A 24,499-nucleotide genomic window follows, 5' to 3' on the forward strand; every position below is an offset into this window, starting at 1 on the left:
ATTATTTCAAAATATTCTGTCAAGAGCAACTATCTATCCCTCCCATAAAAAAAGAAGCTTGCCAGATGTGGCAAACTTCCATGTAATCACAATAATTACGCAGGTTCATAAGTTTATTATCCTTCCTTAACCAACTTATAATTAGCTACAAAAGGACTTATCAGCATACCGATTACGAATATAAAAAGACCTGTCACGATCGTAAAAAAAGTATTGTCAAAAGGCGTTAAAAATAATCCAAATACCAGGAACGGAACAACACTTACCAGCGTTACTTTTAACCTGGAAGGAAAATCTATTTTATGTGCACCCCCACACTTTCGGCATGCAATGAATCCATAATGCAAGTTTCTCTTTAAAATTTCACTCCATTTAAACTCTGTATCGCAACCATCACAACGGGTCAAAAGGAACCACCAGCCTTTAGGAGATTTATAAGAAACTATCTATTCTCCATCATATCAGATAGCACCATTCCCGATTACACAAAGACCAAAATATTTTGATCTAGAAATTAGGACTTTCTGCCACAATATGAATATCAATTCCGTCTGTATAACGCATGATATTGTTTACGATAGATCCTTTCGTAATCTCTTCCCAGCGACTCCTTGCCGATTGTCCCATTATAATCTGAGTTACGCGGTATTTTGTAGCAATATCTGTAATGGCTCTTGGAATATTTCTGTCATCCCTCTTTTCTTCTACTATAAAAGTTGCGTTAAACTGATTACACAATTCCCTCCACCTTTTCAAATGATTCTCATTAGGTTTTGTAGCAATATGCAACACATATAACGGTGCGTTAAGCCGTTTGGCGAACCGCCATCCACGCCTGATCAGCATTTCCGCGTTCGCATCATATTGAACACAAACCATGATTCGTTCCGAAGCATTGAAAAAAGGGATGCCTCCTTGCGCTTCATTGATTTTTTCTATACGTTCGTCCACATCATCTGCCACTTCTCGTAACGCCAACTCTCTTAGAGCTGAAAGGTTATTCCTATTAAAGAAGTTTTGTAAAGCTTGCTGGATTTTAGTTGAATCGTATATTCTTCCAGTTCTCAATCGTTCCTGCAAAATTTCAGGAGTTACATCGATTAGAATGATTTCCTTTGCTTCCTGTAAAATGGTGTCCGGCAATCGTTCACGTACTTTAACTCCAGTGATTTGTTGAATTTTATCATGCAGACTCTCTAAGTGCTGGATGTTCACGGCTGAAATGACATTAATCCCCTCATTTAATATAACGAGGACATCTTCATACCGTTTTTTATTTGTTGATCCCGGGACGTTGGTGTGAGCCAGCTCATCAATAAATACGACCTCAGGCTTCCTCGCAATAATGGAATCTACATCAAGTTCTTTGAGAACATGCCCCTTATATGGAATATCTCTAAGAGGAATGGTTTCTAAATCTTTGATGAGGGCTTCTGTTTCTTTTCGTCCATGCGATTCAATGAGTCCGATTACCACATCAATGCCGGATTCTCTCATCTCATGAGCCTCCTGAAGCATGCGGTACGTCTTCCCTACCCCCGGGGCGGAACCGATATAGAGTTTAAACTGTCCTTTTTTTGAGTCTTCAATATCTTTCAAGAACTCCTCAGGGCTTTTTCTTCTCGGTTTGTCGTAACTTTCCACCTTTCGTTCACCTCCATTTTAAAAAAGGAGACTGCATACTGCAGCCTCCTCCATCCATTAGGATGCTCATTTTTCATTAATGGCTAGATTTAACGTCAACACATTCACTCCCGGAGATCCAAACATCCCTAATGAAGGTTCCTGAGTATGTGCTTCTATTAAATTCCGTAACGTACTTTCGTCCATCCCCGTATTTTCAGCGACACGAGGAACTTGAGCTAAAGCTGCCTCTGGTGAGATATGAGGATCCAATCCAGATGCTGAATTCGTTACTAAATCAATCGGCAAATCCCTGACAGGTACGTCAGGATTTTCATCTAACCAGCGCTCTGTATCCTGAATAGTCCTCTCTATCATCTCGGGATTCGAAGGTGCATAGTTGGGTGCCCCCGAACCTGCGGCATCGTAATTGATGCTTGAAACTCGACTATGAAAATATCCGGGTTCATCAAATGATTGGCCGATAAGCTTCGACCCTACAACCTCTCCTTCACCATTGTATACTAAGCTTCCATCAGCCTGTTTATTAAAGAGCCCTTGACCTACAGCGGTAACGGCTAAAGGGTAAAGAATACCGCATATAATCATTACGCCAAGACTTAAACCGAGTATGTTCCATAAGGAAAATCCATGTTTTTTCATCCAAAACCCCTCCTACATAAAGACTTGTAAAATCATATCAATGACTTTAATTCCAATGAATGGGACCAGAATCCCTCCTAGTCCATAAATAAGCAAATTCCGTTTTAACAATTCATTCGAAGACACGGGCTTATAGGTAACTCCTTTAATCGCTAAGGGCACCAGGGCGGGAATAATGACCGCATTAAAAATTAAGGCTGATAATATCGCCGAAGCTGGTGAGTTTAAATTCATGATGTTCAATGCTTCCATTTCAGGAATGGCCAACATAAGCATAGCTGGAACAATCGCAAAGTACTTGGCAATATCATTTGAAATACTAAACGTAGTTAGAGCTCCGCGCGTCATTAGTAACTGTTTCCCAATCGCAACAACTTCAATAATTTTAGTTGGGTTGGAGTCAAGATCAACCATGTTACCAGCTTCTTTGGCTGCCGTTGTTCCGCTGTTCATCGCAAGACCTACATCAGCCTGAGCCAAAGCAGGGGCATCATTGGTACCGTCTCCGGTCATGGCGACCAACTTGCCTTCTGCCTGTTCGCGCTTAATGACTTCGATTTTATCTTCCGGTGTACTTTCAGCAATAAAGTCATCGACCCCTGCCTCTTTAGCAATAGTAGCTGCAGTCAATGGGTTATCCCCAGTACACATAACCGTTTTGATTCCCATCTCTCTAAGTTGATCAAATCGTTCTCTCATTCCAGGCTTAACGGTGTCTTTTAAGTAAATTAATCCATAAATTTGATTATTTTTCGCTACAGCTAAAGGTGTACCTCCTAGTTTAGAAATACGTTCGGATTCTTCCTGGAGCCCAGCTGGAACTGTTCCACCACTGCCTTCCACCCACTTACGGATGGCGTCCACAGCTCCTTTACGGTACTGATCACCATTTGGTAAATCCAGACCACTCATACGTGTCTGAGCTTTGAATGGTATAACTTCCGCATCTTTTACATTTTCTAGAGAAACGTGGATATTCCGTTCCTCCGCCAGTTCTATGACAGAACGTCCTTCCGGTGTTTCATCATTTAAAGAAGTGTACACAGCTGCTTCGGTTACCTCTTGATCGCTATACTTGTCTACAGGAACAAACTCAGAAGCCATGCGGTTACCAAAAGTGATCGTTCCCGTTTTATCAAGGATAATCGTATTGATGTCTCCGGCTGCTTCAACAGCTTTACCCGACATAGCTAACACGTTGAAACGGGTGACACGATCCATCCCCGCAATCCCAATCGCGCTTAGCAATCCCCCGATGGTTGTCGGAATTAAGCAAACAAGCAGAGCGATTAATACACCTGTATCGATCGAAAAATCCAGATAGCTGGTGAAAAAAGGCAGCGTTACAACAACAATTAAAAATACCATCGTCAGACTGATCAAAACGGTATTGAGAGCAATCTCATTCGGTGTTTTTTGCCGATCAGCTCCTTCAACCAGTGCAATCATTCGATCCAGGAAAGATTCTCCCGGCTGATTCGTAATTTCAATCTTTAAATGGTCACTGACGACTTTTGTACCGCCTGTCACTGAATTGAAATCTCCTCCTGCTTCTTTTAAAACAGGTGCGGACTCACCTGTAATGGCTGACTCATCTACACTGGCAATCCCTTCGATCACTTCGCCGTCTCCAGGAATTAATTGCCCCTGGGAAACAACAACTACGTCTCCTTTTTTCAATAGGGAGGATGATATTTCTTCCTTCTCCCCTGCCTTATTTAGACGATAGGCAATTGTGTCCTGCTTCGTTTGTTTCAGCGTATCGGCTTGCGCTTTTCCTCTACCTTCTGCTACGGCTTCTGCAAAATTTGCAAACAACACAGTGATAAACAGTATGATCGAGACAACGATGCTAAACCAGCTGCCATTGTTCACATTGACTTGTGGCACGAAGGCTAACAAAAAGGTAATCAGAAAACCTATCTCTACTATAAACATAATAGGATTTTTGACCATATATTTAGGATGAAGCTTGACGAAAGCATCAAGCAGCGCCTGATTCATTAACTCTTTAGTAAATAACGATTTTTTCTTTTGACCTTGCTTATGCGCGATTGTTTCTTGAACCACTTCCATGCACCTCCTGCACACCTATTTCAGAATTAAATACTCCGCCACTGGTCCGAGTACAAGACCAGGGAAGAAGGTTAACGCCCCTACAATGAAAATCGTTCCGACTAATATCCCGCCAAATAGAGGCTGGTCGGTTCGGAATGATCCTTTCGTCGTTGGCACGATTTTTTTACTGGCTAAGGATCCTGCCACAGCCATCAGCGTCACCATTGAGAAGAATCTACCGATAAACATGACGATGCCTGTTGAAATATTCCAAAATGGTGTAGCGTCCCCCAGACCTTCAAAACCGGAGCCGTTGTTCCCAGCTGAAGAGGAATATTCATAGAACACTTGTGATAATCCATGAAAACCAGGATTAGAAATCCCATCAGAACCTAGCGGCGTATAAATGGCCAGAGCCGATGCCCCTAATATTAAGAAAGGATGGATCAGAAGTGTTAACGCAAGTAACTTCATTTCCTTTCCTTCTATCTTTTTCCCCAGGAATTCTGGTGTTCTTCCTACCATCAACCCCGAGATGAAAACGGCAATCATCGCGTACAAAAGAACATTCATAAAGCCTGCGCCCACTCCACCAAATACGGTGTTTAACATCATATTCCCAAGAGCAAGCATTCCAGCTATCGGTGTTAAGGTATCGTGCATCGTATTGACGGCGCCGGTCTCTGTGGCCGTAGTCGTAAGTGCATAAAGAGTTGACTGCTCAGGACCAAACCGTACTTCTTTTCCTTCCATTGAACCCTCGGAATGTTCGATGCCCGTTTCATTTAGCACTGGATTTCCCTGAAATTCAGAAAATAATGAGACAGTCAGAAACAAAACGAAAATAGTTGCCATCGAAGCAAATAAAACATTTCCCTGCTTCTTGTTGCCTACCATCTTTCCATACGTAAATGGTAAAGAAACAGGTAATAAAAACATAAGCAGCACATGTAACAAGTTCGTTAAGCCGTTCGGATTTTCAAATGGATGCGCCGAGTTCACCCCATAGAACCCGCCCCCATTATTACCAAACTCTTTTATCGATAAGAACGAACCAACCGGACCCCTCAAGATGGTTTGCTCTTCGCCTGAAAGTGTATTTGCTGTTACAATAACATCAAGGGTTTGTGGCATGCCTAAGGCAACGAAGATGACCCCAAACAGGAAAGATACCGGCAGTAAGACCCTGACGATCGCCCGGACAAAATCCTGAAAAAAGTTCCCGATTGGCTTGCCACCAAGCCCCCTTATAAAAGCAATAGCTACAGCTAATGCTGTGGCCGGTGCCGCAAACATCATAAACAAAATCCCAATCATTTGAGATAGCAGAGATAACCCCGATTCTCCACTATAATGCTGTAAATTGGTGTTAGTCATAAAACTGATAGCTGTGTTAAAAGCAAGTGTTGGATCCATTCCCGCTATTTGTGTCGGATTCAAAGGCAGTACACCCTGAAGCCTGAATATTGTATAAACGATTAGAATCATCACTGTATTTGTCAGGAGCAACGCTATAACGTAGCTTCCCCATGTTTGTTGTTCTGTTTTTAAACCAGTTACTTTATAAAACAATTTTTCAAATGGTAAGAAAATCTTATCCCATTTAGTTGAACGGCTTTCGAAAACCGCTGCCATATATAACCCAAATGGCTTTAACATTACCCCCACGAAGATGAGGGTGAAAAGGACTGATAAAATTGCAATAACCATATTAGAACCTCCCTAGAACTTTTCCGGATGTATTAACGCGTAACCCAAGTAACCAAACAATCCCAGCGACAGAAGGAACAACAGAATATTAATCATGAATGATCACCCGCCTTTGAAATTATGCGTTCCACCCATTTGAGCAGTGACAGCATACCTAAACTTAAAATCATAATAGTAACGAGCAACAAAACATCCCACATACCTTTCACTCCTCTCTAAAATGTTTACGGATAATAAATAATGGCTCTCTGTCTTTGGATTTGACCACAGTCCGAATACCGCATTCATGAAAAACCCGATCAGCCATTAAAGGCCTGTGTGCAACTAATAATATGGGCACACCTGCAATATCGTTTTTTAGTTGTATGGACCAATAACAAGCTTTAACCTCATCATCCATAAATAAAATCACTCGTTCGATAAAAAATGAGTCTACTTCCTTAAAAACCCTCCCGGCATCCTGGGTTTCCAAATGGACAACCTTTGATTGTTCATGGACAGAATATAAAGTATGCTGCTTTTCCCCGAATGCCCAAAACAGTAAATGCTGGTAATTGTGCTCTTCATGAATAAATTCCAGTGGATGAGATTTATCATAAACGCATAAGCTTTTCTTCATCTTTTTTTCCATGTTGCACCCCCGCTCCTTAGTGACTCACTAATTAACTATTCAGCACCACCCCCTTTAAAAGATCAAAAAAGAGCCATGAGAAGGTAAACGTCTCATGGCTCTTTTATCCGTATGACTAAAAAAGTGCATACGTAAATAAGCTTTAGACATTCTTCTCTTTAAACGCTGACGAGGTTAGCTGTCGGATTCGGGTGGAAAGAGTCACCCTACCATAAATTATGGATTCACCCCTAGTGGCTCAAGCCACATGTTGATTGGGTCCCCCGCTTCTAATATTTAGAATTAAGCGATTCATAGAATGAATTTATTTAATTGTGTTTGGCTGATGAGATGATTCTACTCCCGCTTATTTTCTTTGTCAATATTAAATTGCAAAAAAGAATTGTAAAGAATTTGATGAGATGATTAGACACTTATAAATAAAAAAAGCCCGCATTCGCGGGCTTTTAACCAGTAAGGATTTCTTCACTTGGATACTTCACAGGATCAGGAGTTTGTTTTGCAAAGGCAAAAGCAAAGGTTAAAGGACCAAGTTTACCAATAAGCATCGTAAGAATAATCGTTATTTTTCCAATTACTGATAAACTCCCCGTTAACCCCATGGATAACCCAACGGTGCCAAAAGCAGAAACACTTTCAAACATGATCGTTAAAAATGGAGCCTCTTCCGTTAGATTTAAAATAAAAATGGTGGTTACCACTACGCAGAGGCTGCCCACCGCCAGGGCCAAAGCTTTATTAATAACATGACTGGTAATACTTCTTCCATAAATCACCACATGTTCTTTATCTTTGAAGAAAGAGAGAGTGGCAAGAAGAATAGCCAGGGCTGTCGTGAGTTTGATACCGCCCGCTGTTGAAGCACTCCCTCCCCCTACAAACATAAGAGTAATAATATAAAAGAGAGAGGATTCTTCCATTTGGCCAATATCCAGCGTATTAAATCCGGCGGTTCTCGGTGTAACGGCTTGAAAATAAGCTGCTTGAATCTTACCAAGACTGGATAAGTCCGCTAGCGTATTAGGATTATTATACTCGAGAAAGAAAATCATGAAAAAACTGAAGGTATTAATGGCTAGAGTGCCCGCAATCATTAACTTCGTTTGCAAGGACAATTGTTTGAATTCTTTGCTTTTCCACATATCAAACACGACGGTAAAACCTATTCCACCAACGATAAAGAGAAACGTAATTACAATATTTACGATCGGACTCACTACATAAGCGGACAGACTATCGGACCAAATTGAGAACCCTGCATTATTAAATGCAGAAATCGAATGAAAGACGCTTGCGTAAAAGCCTGGCCCCCAACCCATTTCAGGTATCCACTTTAAAGCAAGAAAGACCACAGCAATGGATTCAACGATTAGAGAAAACACCAGTAATTGTTTCGCTAGCCGGACCACTCCACCTATAGCGGACTGGTTTAATGCTTGCTTAACCAGCAATCTTTCCTTAATTCCTATTTTCTTCCCTACGGCAATATAAATTAATACAGCAAATGTCATAATTCCAAGGCCGCCTAACTGAATGAGCAGAAGGATAACGATTTGACCGAAAAGTGTATAGGCTGTGCCTGTATCCACCACAATCAATCCCGTAACTGTCATAGCCGAAGTAGCTGTAAATAAAGCGTCAATAAAAGAAATCCCTTCCGTACTGGCAAATGGAAGCTTTAAAAGGAGCGTTCCAGATAAAATTAATACGATAAAAATGGATATAATCATCTGTGGAGGGTTCAAGTCCAATTTATACATTATCTGTTCCACCTATCATTCAAGATTTACTGTGTATTCATTCTATAGCGATTCGTTTAACTTCTAAACCCCTTTATAGAATAGTTATGGTTGACTTAACTATTATCATACCCAAGTTCAATCATACTTTCATTCACAACTGAAATATTATTCGCCCCCAAAAACCAGATAATTAATGAAAATGGAAGATATAGATACTTATTTATGCTCAAACCGTTTTTTTCAGCCTATTTAAGCTTATTTTGACACTTTACTAAAGAATTATTGGGGAGTAATATTTGTCACCATAATACAATTCAATGTTTCCAAAATCTTAATCGCTTAATTCCGACATGGAAGCGGAGGAACCAGTTTTTACGTGGCTTTAGCCACTTGGGGTGAATCCATAGTAATGGTAGGGCAACTCTTTATGCCCGAACCCGACAGCTAACTCCGTAAGCGTTTAGAGAGAGGATGGTGGTAACTTGTGATCAACCAAATGATGACCACAGGGTAGCTTCCCCCTGTGTTTTTTGATGTCAAAATTTAACCACACCAGATTAAAAAAGGGAGAGGAAGCACATGCAAAAATCTGTGAATGAAATAAAACGTATGATTGACCAAGCTGTGACTCAAAATAAAGAGGCTGAACTAGCAGCACGAATCGTACAACAATATAATAAGGCCAATCATAAATCTACTTTTGGCAAGTATCATTAACATAGTAAAATGAAGGAGTTCAATTTATGAATATTGCTTTTTTTCTGCTGCCTAAAGAAAAAGTAGCCTATGTACTGGATACAGCCACTATGCGGCAGGCATTAGAAAGAATGGAGTATCACTCCTACACGGCTATCCCTATCATTAACAAACACGGAAACTACGTTGGCACACTTACAGAAGGGGATTTACTATGGAAACTTAAAAATGATCCTGACTTAAACTTTCACAACATGCATAAAATCCCTTTAAAAGACGTGAAAAACTACAGGGAAAATAGATCTGTGTCCATAAATGCTGAAATGGAAGACATGCTGGGGCTTGCGGTAAACCAAAATTTTGTTCCTGTAGTGGATGACCAGCAAGTATTTATCGGCATCATTAGAAGGAAAGACATCATTGAGTATTTTAAATCATTGAACGATACGAATCAGAGAAAATAACGAGTAAGAGATTATCATTCGTTCAGTGTACTTGTTGGAGGAGGGATTGTAATGAAGAAGGAATTTGCCGTCATTGGTTTAGGCCGATTCGGTGGAAGTATTTGTCGCGAATTAAGTCGAGAAGGTATGCAGGTACTTGCCCTGGACTTAGATGAGGATAAAGTAAATGAATACAGGGATATCGCTTCGCACGCCGTAATTGCTGACTCCACGGACGAAAATGTGTTAAGAGAACTAGGATTAAGAAACATAGATCATGTGATCGTTGCGATTGGTGATAATATTCAAGCAAGCATGCTCACTACATTAATTCTGGAAGAAATGGGCATAAAAAAAATTACGGTTAAGGCTCAAAATGATTACCATGAAAAGATTTTAAATAAAATCGGGGCCGATCACATCGTGCACCCTGAAAGAGATATGGGGAAAAGGATAGCACACAATATTATTTCTAATAACATCCTTGATTATATTGAGCTTTCCGATGATCACAGTGTCGTTGAGGTAATAGCAGGGAGGAAGTTGAGTGGACAGACTCTCATCGATTTAGATATTCGTGCCCAATATGGCTGCAACGTCGTGGCGATCAAGAGAGGGAAAGAAATCAATGTTTCTCCAATGGCCACTGAAGAAATTGTAGAAGGTGACATCCTAATTGTTATCGGTGGGGACAAAGACATCAATCGATTCGAGAAGAACCTTATTGTTGATGACTGACCTACAAATATAACATGATCTCTAATGCCATAAAACCCACTGTTTTATGGCATTATTTTATGAAAAATTAGCGCTCAAATAATCGAAAGCGCCGATTATTTCGAACCATAACTTTTTCTAAAAGGCTCTTTTAAACTTCCGAGTTGATCTAAAGTTAAGCTCCCGATACTGTAAGACTCAGTTTCGAGATAATTGGGCCCGTTACATTAAATTGAGAAGGGCTGGTGGGGAAATAACTCGCTTTCCTATGGGGGAACGGTGAGCTTCCTCGCTCGTTATCACTCGCTGCGGGATCTCACCTAGTTCCTTCTCCCATGGGAGTCTCATCATTTCCCCACCAGCCCAACATGATTAAGAAAAACGGCCCCTTCTAGAAGAGAAAGATTCTCCTGCTTAATCTGGATTAAATGCTTTTATGACAGCTGTTGCGGGTAGTTACATACTGAAAATCGGGAGAAAATCACATGGTCTAATTCCTCATCACGCAGGTGATGTTTGAAGTGGTTTCGAGCTTCTGATTCGGCAAGGTCCGGAGGGGGACGATGAAGACTCCTGTGGGATGAACATGATCGGTGAGACCCCGGAGAGCGTAGCTCGAGGAGGCTCAGCACATGCCCACGGAAAGCGAATCGCCCCCCTCAGGACCTTCACTCTAACCCGATACCTCGAAACTGAGTCTTACAGTATACGGCCGTATTGTGTAATAAGCCTCTTATGAAAAATCAACAATAAAGCCACTCCAACTATGTAAAACCCTATTAAACTTCCCTGATGATCGATTTTCCTTTCGTTTGATCATGATCAAGCCACTGCCAGTCTTCATGCAATTCTATCTTCCCTTCAGAATCGACGTGTGGAACGGATGTGCACTTGCCTCCCCTGATTTCATTGGATGTGTTCACATGATTATATCTGAATTCCAACGTATCATCATCATTTACTATTCCTATTAACTTCCCTTTAACTACCTCTCCACCGGAGTAATCGGCATGAAGAATATCCCCTTCTTGATAGTAGCGAAAATAAGTTTTAGAAGAAACTTCACCACTTTCCGTATTTTCTACGGATACAAACTGACGGTTATTATAATTAACCATAACGTCTCCCTCCTTGAAATTGTGACCCTAAACACTACCATATTATTTGCAAAATTCCAACAATGGAGTAAGTAATTCATGATCTTAACCACGTAAAAGCAGGAGAATATCCGTCCTTTATAGTATTAATAAATACAAGGATTTAACACCCGCAATCCTTGTCGTCCTTCCAATTTTTCTCACAAATCCAGTTATCTAATGGACTTGAACGGGAAAATAGTAGGCAGGAACAAATTTAACCAAGGAGGCATTTAAAATGGCAGAAGTATCTTCCATGCAGCAAGCCGTTGAGGTATTACGAGGTAAGGGACTTTCTAACCGGGACATCCTTAGCAACGTAGATAACAGCCATTTCCCGTTCGATGATGAAGAAGTGGTGATGACCTTTATTGATTTGCAGATTGAATGTTCTTCTGATAAAGATTTCAACAAATTAGTGGCTTACTTATATGATTTTGACTTAAAGGACTAAGCTAAACTCAGGAAAAAAGGAGGCTGTCCTGTTAAGGATTGCCCCCTATCTTGAATGATCGCTTTCCTGTTTTATAGTTATCCAGTTATTCCATAACCTCTAATAACTGGATAATTCTACGATCTTTACGTGATTCAGATATATAGATCTCATAGATAAGTAAGTACACGCCCACACCAGTACATAACAAGCAAGATAAGCAATATTAAATGCAGCCAGTTCTCCAGTCTGCATAATGTTTAGCGAAAACAATCCAAAAGGGAGCGCTAACACAGGAACCATCATTCGGCCCGCTTTGCGCAGAATATCCCCTCTCTTCGTCGTCATTTTATTTTTATAGTATCCAAACAGCACACCCGCTCCCACTATAAATTGTAATAAAAAAGGTAAAAATAACCCGATGTCTATATTCTCGAAAATCAGCGGGAGAGCTAATGCACCAAAGGGAGCGATGACTGATATAACCGTAACGCCATACCAGTAATCCGGTATAGCAAACTCTTTCTTTTGCCTGCTGGTTTGTTCCTCCTGAAGAATTTCCTGACTCAGTTGTTCAGGAGACATAAAGGAGTAAACGATTTGCTGTTCTGTTTTTCCTTCTTCTGCGACCAATTCCATAAGGTGATCCCTGATTTCATTAAGATGAGCGCGTCGTTCGTCGGCTGGCAGCTCTCGTAATTGATATTCCAGCTCATTCAAATAATCTTCAACGGTATGACTTTTGTTCATATGTTTCTACTCCCCTCCAGCTTGCAGGTTGTTTAAGAACGAATAAACCGTTAGAAACTCGTTCCATCGATCCTCAGAAATTTCCTTCCCTGCATCGGTTAGATAATAATACTTTCTGCTCCTTCCCTCATGCTCTTCTTTAAAAGAACCAATCCACCCATTCGCACTCATTCGCCGTAAAATAGGATAGATAGAACCGTCTGCTATTGGAAAACTACTGTCCTCTTGTAATTTCTTCGTTATCTGATATCCGTACATCGCATCATTCTTTAATAGTAAAAGAATCGCTAATTCGAACGTGCCTTTTCTTAATTGCGTATGCCATTTGTCATTTTTTGTATCCATAGCTACATAGTATATCAGCGCTATATATGTGTCAATGACACACATAAGATGCAGTGGCTGATTTTCGAAGGTCAACTTTCTTTTGTTACGTTTGAGGAAGCTCTTGTATTAAAAAAGCTGAAAACCATCAATTGGTCTTCAGCTTCATTCCCTTAATACTCACTTCATTTTTTCATTGAAAAGAAATAGAAAGCCCTACAACTTGATCCGAATAAACAATCATCTCACTCATAGTAGTCCTTACTTCAGGATTAGACAAAGGCTGTATGGTGACATCTTTCAAGTGAATGGGCGCAGAAACGTTGTATGCATTCATCTCATCCGAAAGTTCATCCAGCTCTTCGTCGAATTGAGCGAGTCCGTATTCAATGAAAGTCTGGTTCGTCTCATCCGCTTGAAACAAATTGATCGAGCCTTCTATCATAGCTGTTTGAGTATGCAGAAACAGTTTTCCTTCTGCGTTTGTAATGCGTTCTTCCGTAATCAATCCTTTGGCGTGTTGATCTTTGAGGTCTGCTAGATGTGTTGTCATAGCTTTTTTATAATCCAGGGCTTGCTTGAAGTTTTTCAACTTTCCCATAAAGTGTTCCTCCTCTAAATGGATCAAATAATCGTCCTGCTAAATTCAATAGGATCCTCACCGACAGTTTGCCCGCTAAGGTAATGATTTCTTAAAAACATAACTGACTTTATCATACTCCAGCTTATCCATATAAAACCGGTGTGCATCAGAGCGCTGTAATCCTGATGATAAAGCCACACTCTCAAAACGATTTTCTTTTCCCCACGTATGTACATAACTCAGCAGCTTTTCCCCATAACCTCTCGATCGATTGTTCTGCTCTGTAACTAAGTCACAAACCCAGACAAACCTCCCGTAATAAAGAGTCGTCATCGGTTTAAAACCCGTGACGGCAACGACCTTCTCTCCTTCCATTAAAGCAAACATCCTGTACCGATCGACTTCTCTGGCCTCTAATACTAATTCCAGGTATGTATGTTCATCTAAATGGGGTCGCAATTGTCTCATAACAGGAAATCCCTGTATGATTTCATCTTTAGTGATAAGCTCTTTTACAGTCACTGTATTCATTTTCAATAACCAGCCTTTCCAAACTATTTCACCATGTTCCAATGCCCGTTACTCTATAAAACACCCTTCAATAGCTTTCGTTAGTTCGAATGGCTCCGCTTCTACATTAGACGGGATCACAATCTTTAGATCCAGATCTGGATAGATAGAGGCTCTAAAGCTGACTCCGGGATCATAGCCCATAACATGATATTTGTGTACATGCTGATTTTTCTGATTCATGTATATTCCATAACCATAATGGACTTCTCCATTTACCTGAACATGAGGGTAGAGTAATTTTCGAGTCGTCTCTTCATTTAAAAGCTTATAATCAAATAATGCCTCCCACAGCTTCATCATGTCAGGAGCTGTAACAAAAGCTCCTCCATCAGATCCTCCCTTTTTAGGAATAGAATAAATATTCGTTCTCCACGTATTCTCCTTATGATTGTCAATATATCCTGCCGCTGTATTTCCAGGAAGCTGATCTAACGAAAAATACCCCGATTCTTTCATATTACACTTATGAAAAACTTCCGATTCTATATATTCTGTAAAACGCCTTCCCGTTTGTTCCTCGATAATCAGTCCTAAAAGGATGTATCCGGCATTGTTGTAATGAAACCTTTCTCCAGGCGTAAATTTCATGGGCTCTGCCTGAAATAAAGGCAAAAAATCTTTAAGAGAATCAATTTGGTACATCGGGAAGGTCTTCCACAGGTCTTGATAATTCTTCATGACCTCTTCATCAAAGTAATCAGGTATGCCGGAAGTATGAGTTAACAACTGGTGAATCGTGATTTTTTTATCAAAATGAGGTAATTGTACACTCAAACAATCAGCCAGACGCGTATTGAAATCCAATATTCCTTCTTCTACTAATTGACTAATTCCGATAGCCGTAAATAACTTGCAGCCAGAGGCTATTCCGAAACGAGTGCTGGAAGTGTTCAGTCGTTCTTCCGCCCGGTCCGCATAACCAAAGGATAAATCCGATAATATACGCTCACCCTGTTTTACATATACGACTCCTGAAAAGTTGATTTTATTGCTTATGTTCGTGATGAATTGATTCAATTTTTTCATAATGTTATCCCCCGTATCGCTGGACGTAATTTAGGTTTGGCCACTTGTCTTATTATACCTGCTTGCAATAGTAAGAAGAGAGTCAATTTTTATTTCTCTTGTTTGTTTATCACGGCTGAATAAATGGGTAAGATAACCACTGTAATACATTACGAAAGGAAGGGATTAACGATGAAGGAACGTGTGTACATTAGCCCGTCGAAATATGTGCAGGGTCGAAACGCTGTTCAGAAGATCGGTCAGCATTTAGAAGGCATTGGAAAAACAGCTGTTGTGATTGCAGATGAGACAGTATGGGATATTGCAGGTAATGATGTCGTATCTTATTTAAAAGAAGCAAACATCAGTACAGAGAACGTCGTATTTAATGGCGAAGCTTCTACAGCTGAAATGGACCGAATTACAGGTATTGCGAAAGAGGCGGAAGCTTCTATCGTCATTGGTGTCGGGGGAGGCAAAACCCTTGATACGGCAAAAGCCGTTTCGGATGAGGTTAAGGCCTTTACCGTGATTGTTCCGACAACAGCTTCCACAGACGCTCCTACGAGCGCGCTTTCCGTGGTTTACTCAGATGAAGGCGTGTTTGAATCCTATCGTTTTTATAACAAAAATCCAGACCTTGTTTTGCTGGATTCTAAAATCATAGCGGAAGCTCCTCCACGTTTCTTAGCTTCCGGTATTGCAGATGCACTGGCTACTTATGTGGAAGTAAGAAGTGTCGTAAACAACAAAGGGAATACGATGGCAGGCGGCCAAACCACACTTGCCGCACAGGCCATAGCTAAAAAGTGTGAAGAGGTACTATTTGATTATGCTTTACTCGCTTATGAATCAAACGAACGCAAGGTTGTCACACCTGCGCTGGAACATGTAATTGAAGCGAATACTCTTCTTAGCGGCCTTGGATTTGAAAGTGGCGGACTAGGTGCGGCTCACGCGATTCACAACGGCTTCACTGCCTTAGAAGGTGAGATCCATCACCTTACACATGGAGAAAAAGTCGCGTTCGGCACGCTTGTACAATTAACGATGGAAGAACATTCTCAAGAAGAAATCGAAAAATACATGGCCTTATATATGAGCCTTGATCTGCCGATTACCCTAGAAGATATTAAACTGAAAGATGTCTCCAGAGAAGACATCTTAAAAGTAGCGGAAACTGCTACAGCTGAAGGAGAAACGATTCATCAGGCTTTCTCTGTTACAGCGGAAGAAGTGGCTGATGCAATAGTGGCTACCGATCAATATGCGAAAAGCTTTAAAGGAATGTTAGGAATAGAGGAAGAATGATCCAACAAGCTGGGGAGGAATTCCCCAGCTTATTTAAATTCATTTAAATTGAGCTGTAAAGCAAAATTGATTTTAAAAGCACCTTCTTTGCGAACCAAGAACAATAAAACAAAATCTTCTAAATAAGACAAAGCCCCACACGTAATTACTCACGATTAGGTCACCGGGTTATGAAACAATTAACATCAGAAATGATTATTGATCAGCATTTACTCATACCAGGCCCTTTACAGGTCTATCTTCAGGGAAACCATATAATTCTCGATATCCCTTTCTTTCTTCCGTAAAATCAAACCATTGTTTAGTGCTTCCGGGATTGTTTGCATAGTTAATCACGCAGCGAATTTGATCTTCCACACAACTATCCGTCCATACACCTAACTGTTTTTCTAATTGGTCAAAAAGGTCAGCAGCGGTCCTATCCTTTATTTCTGATAATGAATAAATGTCCAACTTAAAAACTAATTTCTCAGCTAATTGATATCCAATAGAAGGAACCGTTTGGAATTCAGCCAGCCCCTTTAGAGTATTTGCTTTGAAAAATGTAGTGTTTAACATTCTAGCTATGTCTTCCGTATTAAAATGATTTAGGTCGTTTATTTTAACTTTAGCTTTTCTAAGGAGTGACTTTTCCTCATTTGTTTTATATAGAGCTTTTGCAGGAATGGAACGAACAATATTTTCAGAAAATGGATTTAAGTTTTTTACCTGCACTAGAAAAAGAGGCTAAACTAGTAGAGAAACGAATTAAAAAGGATAAAGCTGAAAAAGTTATAAATTCGACAAGTCGTTTTATAGTTGAATCAGAGGCTATTAAGAAGGTATATCTTATTCCTGCTTCCCACATCCAGCCGATCTCTTTGGTGGATCAATTTAAGGAAACCCTTATTATCACTTATCCTTTAACAATAGAGGATCACTTTAATGAAGTTTTAAAATTAACCAAAGCAATGAGCGACGAGAGAAGATTGAAAATTCTTCGGTTTATTTCCAGTCAATCCTGTACGTTTACGGATATCGTCAAAGAACTTGGTATGGCAAAAGGTAATATTCATCATCATCTCTCTATTTTGAGATCGGCAAGACTATTGGATATTCATTTAAAAGAGGATAATCATACGTTCTATTATCAAACTCATAAAGGAATAACAAACAATCTCAAAGGTAATCTTGACCTTCTATTACAATAGACTGTCTATATTAGTTAATCATTAAGAAAACCATAAACTGTTTCTTATCCTGAGTGGCACACGGGAGATCAGATCTTAATAACAATTAAAACAGGCGGACCCTCGCGTTAGGGTTCGCCCTCGATTGTTAACATTATTAAATCCTAAAAAAGCTCTTCCTTATATTTGTCTCAAGACCATTCGTGCAAAGTAAACTCGGACGATATTTTTCAGGTTTGCTCGAGTAGTATCGATGCTGGACAAAACCTCATGGGTTTCGCCGTTATCCACGTCCAACCGCATCGTTCAGTTTCTTGCGATATTTGTCCCTCCACGTTTTCTCGTCCTTCACTAATTCGTCGCAGAACTCCGCCACGTCTTCACCCGTAATGTCAGTGACTTTCCTGCCCTCCGCTGCTCCTTGCTCGAAAAGATCAAGAATACCGCCAAAAATACGGCTGGTAGCCTTCCAGTCTGTGGGGCCACCAGCAGCGGTCCACATATACTTTTGGATCGCTATATAAGCGTTGTAATACTCGCTTGGAAGTGCCTTCGCACGCGCCTCCATCGCTCTCCATTCCCGTTTATCATCCAGACTTCCGGTAATTTTTTCAAAGATGCTCATATTCTATTCTCCTTTTTATTAGTGTTTGGTTTTGAGTTCGTTGATTTTGCCTGAGACGAATTCCCATTTTTTCCAAAACGTTTCAAGATGTTCCTGCCCTGCTGCGTTGAGGGTATAAAATTTTCTTGGTGGCCCCATAGTGGATGGCTTTTTCTCGATGTCCACCAGATTATTTTTCTCAAGCCGCATGGTAATTGTATAAACGGTGCCTTCAACCACATCAGTGAAACCAAGTTCCCGCAGCTGTTGAGTGATTTCATAGCCGTACGTTTCGCCACGGCTGATGATCTCAAGCACACACCCCTCAAGAACCCCTTTCATCATTTCTCTGAAATTTTCCATTTTCGCCTCCATCTGGTCTGAATCATGAGTATTCTGCAACCCCAGTATTAAGTATTACTTATTACTAGTATATAGTAATGCTAAGTAGTGTATTTTGTCAAGATAATACTTTTTGTTTTAGCCCGACTCTAACCCCCATGAAATGGGAAATCATGACTTCTGATGGTTCAACTAATTGAGCGGTTCCACATGTGTAAGCAATCCGGGCACATGAAAAAGAACGCATTTCCTAAGTACGGAATTGCGTCCCAATATTTATTAGTATTTATTATAAAACCCCTCTTCATTTAAGGGCGCCCATCTACTATATTTAATCTTGTTCTCAATGAACAAGTTATGTGCTAACCTGTAAATATCCAAATTTCACAAATTTAGAGGGCTGATTATTTATGCGTCAACAGATTAGCAATTTTATTTATACTCTCGAGTGGACAGTCCTTAACCTGGGGGTTTTCTATTATTTGCTCAGGATCTCTACGGATTTACCACTTTCTTATGATGGATTTTCACTTTTCACTCCCCTATTTATCTTTATTCAAGCTGTTAAAGCCTATTTAGAAGGTAAAAAAGTTTTCAAAGGATTTATAATCAAACTCACTTTGCTCATCCTTTTTATATCCGTCTTAATATACATACTTGATCATAATAGTTAAACCATTCCTCAGATTCACCCTTTGCAGCTTAATCTCCCAGTTTGGTTTGGAACTCTATGACCGGAAACATTTACGATCCCAATTTATAGAAAGAACGGTCCCTCTAAGTGAATAATCGTCCGTAATAGGTACGCGTTTAAAGTTTTTCTCCCTTGCTCCATAAACTATGAAGTTGCTAATTACTCGGCATCAAACCTGCCATCTAAAGATATGTACTCAACGATTTTCCTTCCCCTAAATGCTTGGTTTATAAGTTTAATCTCTTACCACTACAGTTTCTGGCACAAATTTAATTAAAATGTTTCCCTTGCAAATTAGCTTTCTCATAATAAAAACAAGAATGGCCATGAGCCCGCTTATAATTGTGTTGATGATATAAACCGACTATATTCTCATAATTTCCCCCTTTACTTGCGGAAGTTGTTTCCTTGCTCTTCTTCTCCAACTTTCCAAGCTAATAATAAAACCGAAGTTGTTATTAGTAATGGTACGAAAATACTCACCTTGCACCCTCCTCTAGTTGGTAAACCTCCAAATGGAGCTCCAATTTAATAATCAACCGGCGCACTTACAATAAAAGAATATCTACCGTTTCGAGATCCTGAATCTACTAAATAGATTCACGATTACCCATCCTGAAATTCCTCCAAACACTATAGGAAGGACATGACCAGGACGCCCTAAAACAAAATACGTAACGACACATATCAGCAAGATCATACCGACCTGGCGTAGTATGTTCATTTCACCCCTCCTCTAACTTCCTGACCTCCCATCAATCAGGATGATCATTGATTAACGCAAACACATCATGATCGACATATTCATCATAAAGACGTTCGGACTTTTCAAGACATCCATCTTTTTTAAAGCCCAGCCTGTGCGGGATAGCTAAGCTTTTTTCATTTTCAGTCGCCGCCTGTATTTCAATCCTTCTTAAATCTAATTCATGGAAGCAGTAATCCACGATAGCCTGACACGCCTGTGTCATGAGCCCTTTTCCTTGAAAGGATTCTCCAAGCCAATAACCAATAGATGTAGATCGGTTTGACCAATTAATCGTATGTAGTCCTGCCACTCCAGCGAGCTCTCCTTTATACCAGATTCCAGCCTGGAACCCATCATTATTGCAAAATTGCTTGAGCGTGCTTTCTATGAACTCTTTGGAGTTCTCCACTGTTTTGGTAGCATCGATCCACGGCAGCCATTGTCTTAAACTATCTCTCGAGGAGTCCGTTAGGCGAAATAACTCCTCAGCATGTCTTACCTCCAACAATCGCAATTCCGTATGTTCATTAATCACATGTTTAAACATATAACCATCCTCTCAAGTAGTTTAGGGGGTTAATTCAGCTTGAGCCGAGAAGGTTTCGACCATTAATCTCAAAAAACGTAACGTCTGATCATCTTCTTCAATAATCTCTCGAATCCAGTTCATTTCTACCTTTAGAAGAGACGCGATATGTTTAACGGCTCTTTCGTGGGAAGATGGTGTTATACATTCATAAATTTCGAGCACCCTTTTTCTTTTTTCATGAGGTAAATGGACCTCGATCGCTTTAAGTCCAAGCCGGGAGCGGTCCCTCGCATATCCGTATAACATTACATTAGAAAGATGGCTCATGACGTAGCGCAGCATCTCTTGCGCCCACGTCGCATTCCCTCGTTCCTTCGCTTTTTTATATTGAAACAAAAACCAGGCTATATCAATAACATGATCTTTAAATTCAGCTTCCGAAAGTGTTAGTTTATGCTCGACCTTATACTTGTCCATTAAACGGTCAGGATCATATAGAACTGTAAAATAATCCTTATTCTGAAATGTCTCTTCGGTAACTGTAAATAAATCCACATGAAGCCAATCATTGTAGATTGCTATTATTTGGGGGGCTATGATAAAGATATCGTCGTAGAATATCAGATCTTTATAGGCTCTGAGATGATTCAGTCTGCGAGATAGAAAGGTTTTTTCTTCTTCTTCCTTTACCAAACAATACAAGTCAATATCGGAATGTTCGTCATGCTCATTTCTGCCCATGGACCCTTTTAGAAATATACTACGAACACCAGGGTCTTCTTTTAAGCTATTAACCAGTATTTCAACGGCTTTTTCCTGACGCAACCCCATCACCTCTTCTTGATTAGTATAGATAAATATTACGCCATCATATCGTTTTCTACCAAAATTTTCAACACTACTCTGAAAATTTTGTATTCTACTAAGTGTATTCGTGATTCGAGTAGAGAGGACAAACACCTTTAAATCAATAGATAAAAGGCTTCTATTTATCCAAACCGTTTTTCCTTCTGGCGCATTTTGCAATAATTCACCACTAAAGTCCTTTGTTTAGTAATTAAAAATCATATATCTAGTCCTTTTTTCTAGATTTACAAAATCTACAAACCTTTGTAAGCAAGCTTCTTTTCTCAAGTATAAAAAGAAAGAGTTGTAAAAATATGACTAAGAATGAATTGCGGCTGGTAGGTAAGGTGTAGGAATACATTACTAGGAAGGATGAAGCAAATGGAACATCGGATTTCACATAGAAATATGGATGAGTTATTGAAAGGCCTTGAGGATGAATATGTAAAAGCAGTCAGAGGTAATGAAGCAACAAGTGTTGGAGCATTCGTTGAACAATTTTTATACGATTCCTGGGATTATAATGATCAAAATATAGAAACAATCAAAACGGTTATGAGCCGTTACTCTCAGGGGGAAATCTATGAAACGACCTTTAGTGGCGCTTTCATTGAAATGGTCGATCATGTGCAGGATAAATTGAAAGAGCTTGACTCCAATAAAGAATATCCAGTTATACAAGATGGTCAAGGCGCTTCTATAATGATCGCTTTTGTTGATGGTCTTGTGATTCAATATTTTACGGGGTGTTGTACAGCGGACCAGCTAAGAGAATTGGTTCCTCAGCATAAAAAGATCCTTTTGCAGGCGCTGCGAACGGAAAATTAATTATTCCAAGCAAATATTGCACTAATACAGAAGCTCAGAAAGGTTGAGAGGACCTTTCTGAGCTTCTCTTTGTTTCTCCGTGGTTAACCTCTTTAGGGTGGAACTGGAATACGAAGAATGTGAGGTTCTGGGAAATACGGGCCGGTTTTTATTCCAATAGATGATGAAGTAAGGGTTAATCTGAAGTTGTTGTTTCTTCCACTTCTAATGAACTTCCCTCATGATTATCAGGAGTAATATTTACAAAAATGATTCCTAGTACAATTAGAGCTAACCCTATTACCCCAATAAAACTAAGTTTTTCTTTCCATATTAATATCCCGAGTAAAGCTGTACCTGCTATACCTACTCCACACCAAGTTGCATAAGCAACACTTAAAGGTATAGATTTAAATGCCAATGATAAGAAATACAAAGCCGTACCAAACCCAACAACACCTCCTATTGCAGGGAATACTCTCGTGAAACCATCCGACGCTTTGAGCATTGCGCTACCAAATACTTCAGCAATTATGCCTATAGCCAAGTAAACATAGGCCATACAATATACCTCCTTCTATGAGTACATCATATATTCTAATGTGCCATTTTCTGTATTTTTAATGGGAGTACTTAATTCTTTCCCGAATTTATCTTCCATTAACTAATTATTAGAGAAGGAGACAGATTAGTATGTGCCTTGTAAAAAAATACTAAGCAGAGATTTCCAAGTGCATGGTTTTCTTTTCCCTCATGGCTCCTACTATGATTCCTGCAAGGCAAACCATCATGACAATCGGGATGATGAAGAACTGCAAGTCCGGCCAGATGATGAGCCCAAGGCTGCTCCCAATCATCATGAAAATAGATGGAAACACGTAGGCTCTGGTTTGATACAACCAGGCAAATGGAAAGAAGTGTCCCGCCGTAATGACCGCAATTGTGAATGGAATAGCTGAGGGATCAGTTAAATATATGTAAATCGTCAAAGGAACCATTATAGCAGGTGTAGAAGCGAGAATTCCAGAAAGCGACGATAGAGGGTTTACCTTACTAAACAACTGTATTTTCATTAGTTTCGCAATCCAAATCCCTAATGGGAGCAGCATCCCTGTTCCATATAAGTAAATCACAGAAAGCAGTTTTACATTTTCAATGAAGAAACTTAATCCCAGCATTACTGTCCAGTAAATGAAAGCACTATAGAGAATGGGAATTCCCAGTTTGTTGTGCTGCGCTAATTCTTGTCTTGCCTGATCAATGTTCATATTAGCCTCCTCTGATATAGTAAAATAAGATTTTTCCCTCTCCTACAGATCCAAAAGTAAGAAAATCTAACCAGGCCATTAATCAATCCATCTTTAAATTATGACCTCTCCAAAACAGGATCTTCTATTATAATATGCTATATAACTTACCTTCTATAACCACGCACAATTCCCTTTAATCTCCATTGTCAGTTTGAAAAATTCATTTATTTATTAGTATCAGGTTCTCTCAGTGACTTTGATAAGATGACAAACCATAGAAGACAGCAGGAACTCCCAATGCTAAAATAGATACTAAGAGCATTTTATTGCATAATTCAGTGCTTGTATCCATATTGAGAAAATAGGACACTTTTAACAAGCAAAAACCTAATTTAATCTGAGGGGGACTAAGCAATGGACCGGAAGGAAATGGATGATCAAGTCATTCACCAATACAAGCAGGATGAACAAAAGATGATTCTCATTTTTGCTCAATGGTGTGTAAACAATGAGTTGGATCCTTTCGAAATTTATCAAAAAGCTTATCCAAATCAGCCAGCCAATACTGCTTTGGAGGATGCCGTAGAACTAACATTACCTCCAGCGGAAGCCCATCAGATCTCTGTAGAAACTTTATTAGAAATCTTATCTTTATTTGGAAATGATGATCTGGCCTTTGCAGTTAACGCGGAATGGAGCCAACTGGAACGGAAAAATAACCAATAACCGCTGCTAGTAACAGGTTCCTTTTAACACAAAAAAACATTTTATCAATCGATCCACTATAGGCCTCGTCGATTTCCGACCGGGCCTTTATTAATGTTCATTTGAATTCAAATAATAAAACAGATGATTTAGAGAAAAAAATATCCTATTTTACCTTTGTCTTGATAGATCTTGTAGCTATAAACGTTTTAATATGCTTGTCTAATATCCTTGATCCACCAAAATCGTCCTCTTGAACTACCCCCACTTACTCGCTGAAACTCCTTGAAGTTGGGGGATTCCTAAGAGCACGAACCTAACGGTTCGTTCAAATGATTAGGCTAACCCCGTCGCACCGACGGTTGTAAGGATTCTTTGAATCTCCTTCAATATATTGAAGCTCGCAT

At 39.8% G+C, this 24,499-nt stretch carries 29 protein-coding genes and 2 riboswitches; of the genes, 8 read left to right on the forward strand and 21 right to left on the reverse strand.

Annotated elements, in window-relative coordinates:
• Positions 1-116: 116 nt before the first annotated feature.
• The 8 genes from ACTWP7_RS15640 to ACTWP7_RS15675 all read right to left on the reverse strand — a co-directional run bounded on the left by ACTWP7_RS15640 (position 117) and on the right by ACTWP7_RS15675 (position 8,445).
• The gene (locus tag ACTWP7_RS15640) at positions 117-407 is read right to left on the reverse strand and encodes a TIGR04104 family putative zinc finger protein (protein ID WP_443123989.1); all 291 of its coding nucleotides are present in this window, start codon (positions 405-407) and stop codon (positions 117-119) included.
• A 100-nt stretch (positions 408-507) separates the two neighbouring features.
• Positions 508-1,644, reverse strand: a complete 1,137-nt coding sequence (gene kdpDN, locus ACTWP7_RS15645; protein ID WP_443123990.1) for a KdpD-like non-kinase potassium sensor — start codon at positions 1,642-1,644, stop codon at positions 508-510.
• Positions 1,645-1,710: 66 nt separating this feature from the next.
• Positions 1,711-2,286: a potassium-transporting ATPase subunit KdpC gene (gene kdpC / locus ACTWP7_RS15650; protein WP_443123991.1), complete on the reverse strand. Its 576-nt coding sequence runs from the start codon at positions 2,284-2,286 to the stop codon at positions 1,711-1,713.
• A 12-nt stretch (positions 2,287-2,298) separates the two neighbouring features.
• Positions 2,299-4,356, reverse strand: a complete 2,058-nt coding sequence (kdpB, locus tag ACTWP7_RS15655) for a potassium-transporting ATPase subunit KdpB (protein ID WP_443123992.1) — start codon at positions 4,354-4,356, stop codon at positions 2,299-2,301.
• 21 nt (positions 4,357-4,377) lie between these two features.
• Positions 4,378-6,048 carry a potassium-transporting ATPase subunit KdpA gene (kdpA, locus tag ACTWP7_RS15660; protein ID WP_443124017.1) on the reverse strand — a complete coding sequence of 557 codons (1,671 nt, stop codon included), beginning with the start codon at positions 6,046-6,048 and terminating at the stop codon, positions 4,378-4,380.
• An 18-nt stretch (positions 6,049-6,066) separates the two neighbouring features.
• Positions 6,067-6,150 (reverse strand): K(+)-transporting ATPase subunit F, encoded by an 84-nt coding sequence (kdpF, locus tag ACTWP7_RS15665; protein ID WP_443124018.1) that lies wholly within the window; start codon positions 6,148-6,150, stop codon positions 6,067-6,069.
• Between the two features lie 109 nt (positions 6,151-6,259).
• Complete coding sequence (locus ACTWP7_RS15670; RefSeq protein WP_443123993.1) at positions 6,260-6,685, reverse strand: hypothetical protein; 426 nt, start codon at positions 6,683-6,685, stop codon at positions 6,260-6,262.
• 147 nt (positions 6,686-6,832) lie between these two features.
• Positions 6,833-6,984: riboswitch (cyclic di-AMP (ydaO/yuaA leader) on the reverse strand.
• Between the two features lie 147 nt (positions 6,985-7,131).
• Positions 7,132-8,445: a TrkH family potassium uptake protein gene (locus ACTWP7_RS15675; protein WP_443123994.1), complete on the reverse strand. Its 1,314-nt coding sequence runs from the start codon at positions 8,443-8,445 to the stop codon at positions 7,132-7,134.
• A 308-nt stretch (positions 8,446-8,753) separates the two neighbouring features.
• A riboswitch (cyclic di-AMP (ydaO/yuaA leader) is annotated at positions 8,754-8,902 on the forward strand.
• A gap of 104 nt (positions 8,903-9,006) precedes the next feature.
• Between ACTWP7_RS15675 and ACTWP7_RS15680 the strand changes: the two genes are divergently transcribed.
• The 3 genes from ACTWP7_RS15680 to ACTWP7_RS15690 are packed head-to-tail and all read left to right on the forward strand — an operon-like array spanning position 9,007 to position 10,304.
• A complete protein-coding gene (locus tag ACTWP7_RS15680) occupies positions 9,007-9,144 on the forward strand; it encodes a hypothetical protein (protein WP_443123995.1) in 138 nt (45 codons plus the stop codon).
• Between the two features lie 26 nt (positions 9,145-9,170).
• Positions 9,171-9,587 (forward strand): CBS domain-containing protein, encoded by a 417-nt coding sequence (locus tag ACTWP7_RS15685; protein WP_443123996.1) that lies wholly within the window; start codon positions 9,171-9,173, stop codon positions 9,585-9,587.
• 51 nt (positions 9,588-9,638) lie between these two features.
• Positions 9,639-10,304: a potassium channel family protein gene (locus ACTWP7_RS15690; RefSeq protein ID WP_443123997.1), complete on the forward strand. Its 666-nt coding sequence runs from the start codon at positions 9,639-9,641 to the stop codon at positions 10,302-10,304.
• Positions 10,305-11,062: 758 nt separating this feature from the next.
• On the opposite strand, the gene ACTWP7_RS15695 is transcribed toward ACTWP7_RS15690, so the two are convergent.
• Positions 11,063-11,401: a n-acetylglutamate synthase gene (locus tag ACTWP7_RS15695; protein WP_443123998.1), complete on the reverse strand. Its 339-nt coding sequence runs from the start codon at positions 11,399-11,401 to the stop codon at positions 11,063-11,065.
• A gap of 256 nt (positions 11,402-11,657) precedes the next feature.
• Here ACTWP7_RS15695 and ACTWP7_RS15700 point away from each other — a divergent pair, with 256 nt between their 5' ends.
• Positions 11,658-11,873 carry a hypothetical protein gene (locus tag ACTWP7_RS15700; RefSeq protein ID WP_443123999.1) on the forward strand — a complete coding sequence of 72 codons (216 nt, stop codon included), beginning with the start codon at positions 11,658-11,660 and terminating at the stop codon, positions 11,871-11,873.
• Positions 11,874-11,972: 99 nt separating this feature from the next.
• Here the strand turns inward: ACTWP7_RS15700 and ACTWP7_RS15705 are convergent, their stop codons facing one another.
• The 5 genes from ACTWP7_RS15705 to ACTWP7_RS15725 all read right to left on the reverse strand — a co-directional run bounded on the left by ACTWP7_RS15705 (position 11,973) and on the right by ACTWP7_RS15725 (position 15,108).
• Entirely contained in the window at positions 11,973-12,602 is a 630-nt protein-coding gene (locus tag ACTWP7_RS15705; protein WP_443124000.1) for a DUF1700 domain-containing protein, read from the reverse strand.
• A gap of 6 nt (positions 12,603-12,608) precedes the next feature.
• Entirely contained in the window at positions 12,609-12,992 is a 384-nt protein-coding gene (locus ACTWP7_RS15710; protein WP_223254221.1) for a PadR family transcriptional regulator, read from the reverse strand.
• A gap of 127 nt (positions 12,993-13,119) precedes the next feature.
• Positions 13,120-13,527 carry a hypothetical protein gene (locus ACTWP7_RS15715; protein WP_014644533.1) on the reverse strand — a complete coding sequence of 136 codons (408 nt, stop codon included), beginning with the start codon at positions 13,525-13,527 and terminating at the stop codon, positions 13,120-13,122.
• A gap of 75 nt (positions 13,528-13,602) precedes the next feature.
• On the reverse strand, positions 13,603-14,040 hold the full coding sequence (locus ACTWP7_RS15720; protein ID WP_443124001.1) for a GNAT family N-acetyltransferase: 438 nt from the start codon (positions 14,038-14,040) through the stop codon (positions 13,603-13,605).
• Positions 14,041-14,088: 48 nt separating this feature from the next.
• Complete coding sequence (locus tag ACTWP7_RS15725) at positions 14,089-15,108, reverse strand: serine hydrolase domain-containing protein (protein WP_443124002.1); 1,020 nt, start codon at positions 15,106-15,108, stop codon at positions 14,089-14,091.
• A gap of 171 nt (positions 15,109-15,279) precedes the next feature.
• Between ACTWP7_RS15725 and ACTWP7_RS15730 the strand changes: the two genes are divergently transcribed.
• Positions 15,280-16,398: a glycerol dehydrogenase gene (locus ACTWP7_RS15730; protein ID WP_443124003.1), complete on the forward strand. Its 1,119-nt coding sequence runs from the start codon at positions 15,280-15,282 to the stop codon at positions 16,396-16,398.
• 213 nt (positions 16,399-16,611) lie between these two features.
• On the opposite strand, the gene ACTWP7_RS15735 is transcribed toward ACTWP7_RS15730, so the two are convergent.
• Positions 16,612-17,112: a helix-hairpin-helix domain-containing protein gene (locus tag ACTWP7_RS15735; RefSeq protein ID WP_443124004.1), complete on the reverse strand. Its 501-nt coding sequence runs from the start codon at positions 17,110-17,112 to the stop codon at positions 16,612-16,614.
• Here ACTWP7_RS15735 and ACTWP7_RS15740 point away from each other — a divergent pair.
• Positions 17,088-17,588, forward strand: a complete 501-nt coding sequence (locus ACTWP7_RS15740; RefSeq protein ID WP_443124005.1) for an ArsR/SmtB family transcription factor — start codon at positions 17,088-17,090, stop codon at positions 17,586-17,588. The genes ACTWP7_RS15735 and ACTWP7_RS15740 overlap by 25 nt on opposite strands.
• A 262-nt stretch (positions 17,589-17,850) precedes the next feature.
• Here the strand turns inward: ACTWP7_RS15740 and ACTWP7_RS15745 are convergent, their stop codons facing one another.
• The 4 genes from ACTWP7_RS15745 to ACTWP7_RS15760 form a co-directional block, all read right to left on the reverse strand.
• Entirely contained in the window at positions 17,851-18,192 is a 342-nt protein-coding gene (locus tag ACTWP7_RS15745; protein ID WP_443124006.1) for a DUF1048 domain-containing protein, read from the reverse strand.
• Between the two features lie 18 nt (positions 18,193-18,210).
• Entirely contained in the window at positions 18,211-18,534 is a 324-nt protein-coding gene (locus ACTWP7_RS15750; RefSeq protein ID WP_443124007.1) for a PadR family transcriptional regulator, read from the reverse strand.
• A gap of 1,428 nt (positions 18,535-19,962) precedes the next feature.
• Positions 19,963-20,502 carry a GNAT family N-acetyltransferase gene (locus ACTWP7_RS15755; protein ID WP_443124008.1) on the reverse strand — a complete coding sequence of 180 codons (540 nt, stop codon included), beginning with the start codon at positions 20,500-20,502 and terminating at the stop codon, positions 19,963-19,965.
• A gap of 21 nt (positions 20,503-20,523) precedes the next feature.
• Complete coding sequence (locus ACTWP7_RS15760) at positions 20,524-21,309, reverse strand: nucleotidyltransferase domain-containing protein (RefSeq protein ID WP_443124009.1); 786 nt, start codon at positions 21,307-21,309, stop codon at positions 20,524-20,526.
• Positions 21,310-21,738: 429 nt separating this feature from the next.
• On the opposite strand from ACTWP7_RS15760, the gene ACTWP7_RS15765 reads away from it, so the two are divergent.
• Positions 21,739-22,158, forward strand: a complete 420-nt coding sequence (locus tag ACTWP7_RS15765) for a hypothetical protein (RefSeq protein WP_443124010.1) — start codon at positions 21,739-21,741, stop codon at positions 22,156-22,158.
• A 175-nt stretch (positions 22,159-22,333) separates the two neighbouring features.
• On the opposite strand, the gene ACTWP7_RS15770 is transcribed toward ACTWP7_RS15765, so the two are convergent.
• Positions 22,334-22,699 (reverse strand): DMT family transporter, encoded by a 366-nt coding sequence (locus ACTWP7_RS15770; RefSeq protein WP_443124011.1) that lies wholly within the window; start codon positions 22,697-22,699, stop codon positions 22,334-22,336.
• A 151-nt stretch (positions 22,700-22,850) separates the two neighbouring features.
• Positions 22,851-23,405 carry a DUF7010 family protein gene (locus ACTWP7_RS15775; RefSeq protein WP_443124012.1) on the reverse strand — a complete coding sequence of 185 codons (555 nt, stop codon included), beginning with the start codon at positions 23,403-23,405 and terminating at the stop codon, positions 22,851-22,853.
• Between the two features lie 396 nt (positions 23,406-23,801).
• On the opposite strand from ACTWP7_RS15775, the gene ACTWP7_RS15780 reads away from it, so the two are divergent.
• Positions 23,802-24,113: a hypothetical protein gene (locus ACTWP7_RS15780; RefSeq protein WP_443124013.1), complete on the forward strand. Its 312-nt coding sequence runs from the start codon at positions 23,802-23,804 to the stop codon at positions 24,111-24,113.
• The last annotated feature ends 386 nt before the right edge of the window (positions 24,114-24,499 follow it).

This window comes from Halobacillus sp. B29 (assembly GCF_052246755.1).
Taxonomy (GTDB): Bacteria; Bacillota; Bacilli; order Bacillales; family Halobacillaceae; genus Halobacillus; species Halobacillus halophilus.

Coding starts and splice junctions, on each gene's coding strand:
- kdpC (WP_443123991.1), bottom strand. CDS start 2,286: ATGAAAAAACATGGATTTTCCTTATGGAACATACTCGGTTTAAGTCTT.
- kdpF (WP_443124018.1), bottom strand. CDS start 6,150: ATGATTAATATTCTGTTGTTCCTTCTGTCGCTGGGATTGTTTGGTTAC.
- ACTWP7_RS15670 (WP_443123993.1), bottom strand. CDS start 6,685: ATGGAAAAAAAGATGAAGAAAAGCTTATGCGTTTATGATAAATCTCAT.
- ACTWP7_RS15675 (WP_443123994.1), bottom strand. CDS start 8,445: ATGTATAAATTGGACTTGAACCCTCCACAGATGATTATATCCATTTTT.
- ACTWP7_RS15680 (WP_443123995.1), top strand. CDS start 9,007: ATGCAAAAATCTGTGAATGAAATAAAACGTATGATTGACCAAGCTGTG.
- ACTWP7_RS15685 (WP_443123996.1), top strand. CDS start 9,171: ATGAATATTGCTTTTTTTCTGCTGCCTAAAGAAAAAGTAGCCTATGTA.
- ACTWP7_RS15690 (WP_443123997.1), top strand. CDS start 9,639: ATGAAGAAGGAATTTGCCGTCATTGGTTTAGGCCGATTCGGTGGAAGT.
- ACTWP7_RS15695 (WP_443123998.1), bottom strand. CDS start 11,401: ATGGTTAATTATAATAACCGTCAGTTTGTATCCGTAGAAAATACGGAA.
- ACTWP7_RS15700 (WP_443123999.1), top strand. CDS start 11,658: ATGGCAGAAGTATCTTCCATGCAGCAAGCCGTTGAGGTATTACGAGGT.
- ACTWP7_RS15705 (WP_443124000.1), bottom strand. CDS start 12,602: ATGAACAAAAGTCATACCGTTGAAGATTATTTGAATGAGCTGGAATAT.
- ACTWP7_RS15710 (WP_223254221.1), bottom strand. CDS start 12,992: ATGTGTGTCATTGACACATATATAGCGCTGATATACTATGTAGCTATG.
- ACTWP7_RS15715 (WP_014644533.1), bottom strand. CDS start 13,527: ATGGGAAAGTTGAAAAACTTCAAGCAAGCCCTGGATTATAAAAAAGCT.
- ACTWP7_RS15720 (WP_443124001.1), bottom strand. CDS start 14,040: ATGAATACAGTGACTGTAAAAGAGCTTATCACTAAAGATGAAATCATA.
- ACTWP7_RS15725 (WP_443124002.1), bottom strand. CDS start 15,108: ATGAAAAAATTGAATCAATTCATCACGAACATAAGCAATAAAATCAAC.
- ACTWP7_RS15730 (WP_443124003.1), top strand. CDS start 15,280: ATGAAGGAACGTGTGTACATTAGCCCGTCGAAATATGTGCAGGGTCGA.
- ACTWP7_RS15740 (WP_443124005.1), top strand. CDS start 17,088: ATGGATTTAAGTTTTTTACCTGCACTAGAAAAAGAGGCTAAACTAGTA.
- ACTWP7_RS15745 (WP_443124006.1), bottom strand. CDS start 18,192: ATGAGCATCTTTGAAAAAATTACCGGAAGTCTGGATGATAAACGGGAA.
- ACTWP7_RS15750 (WP_443124007.1), bottom strand. CDS start 18,534: ATGGAAAATTTCAGAGAAATGATGAAAGGGGTTCTTGAGGGGTGTGTG.
- ACTWP7_RS15755 (WP_443124008.1), bottom strand. CDS start 20,502: ATGTTTAAACATGTGATTAATGAACATACGGAATTGCGATTGTTGGAG.
- ACTWP7_RS15765 (WP_443124010.1), top strand. CDS start 21,739: ATGGATGAGTTATTGAAAGGCCTTGAGGATGAATATGTAAAAGCAGTC.
- ACTWP7_RS15770 (WP_443124011.1), bottom strand. CDS start 22,699: ATGGCCTATGTTTACTTGGCTATAGGCATAATTGCTGAAGTATTTGGT.
- ACTWP7_RS15775 (WP_443124012.1), bottom strand. CDS start 23,405: ATGAACATTGATCAGGCAAGACAAGAATTAGCGCAGCACAACAAACTG.
- ACTWP7_RS15780 (WP_443124013.1), top strand. CDS start 23,802: ATGGACCGGAAGGAAATGGATGATCAAGTCATTCACCAATACAAGCAG.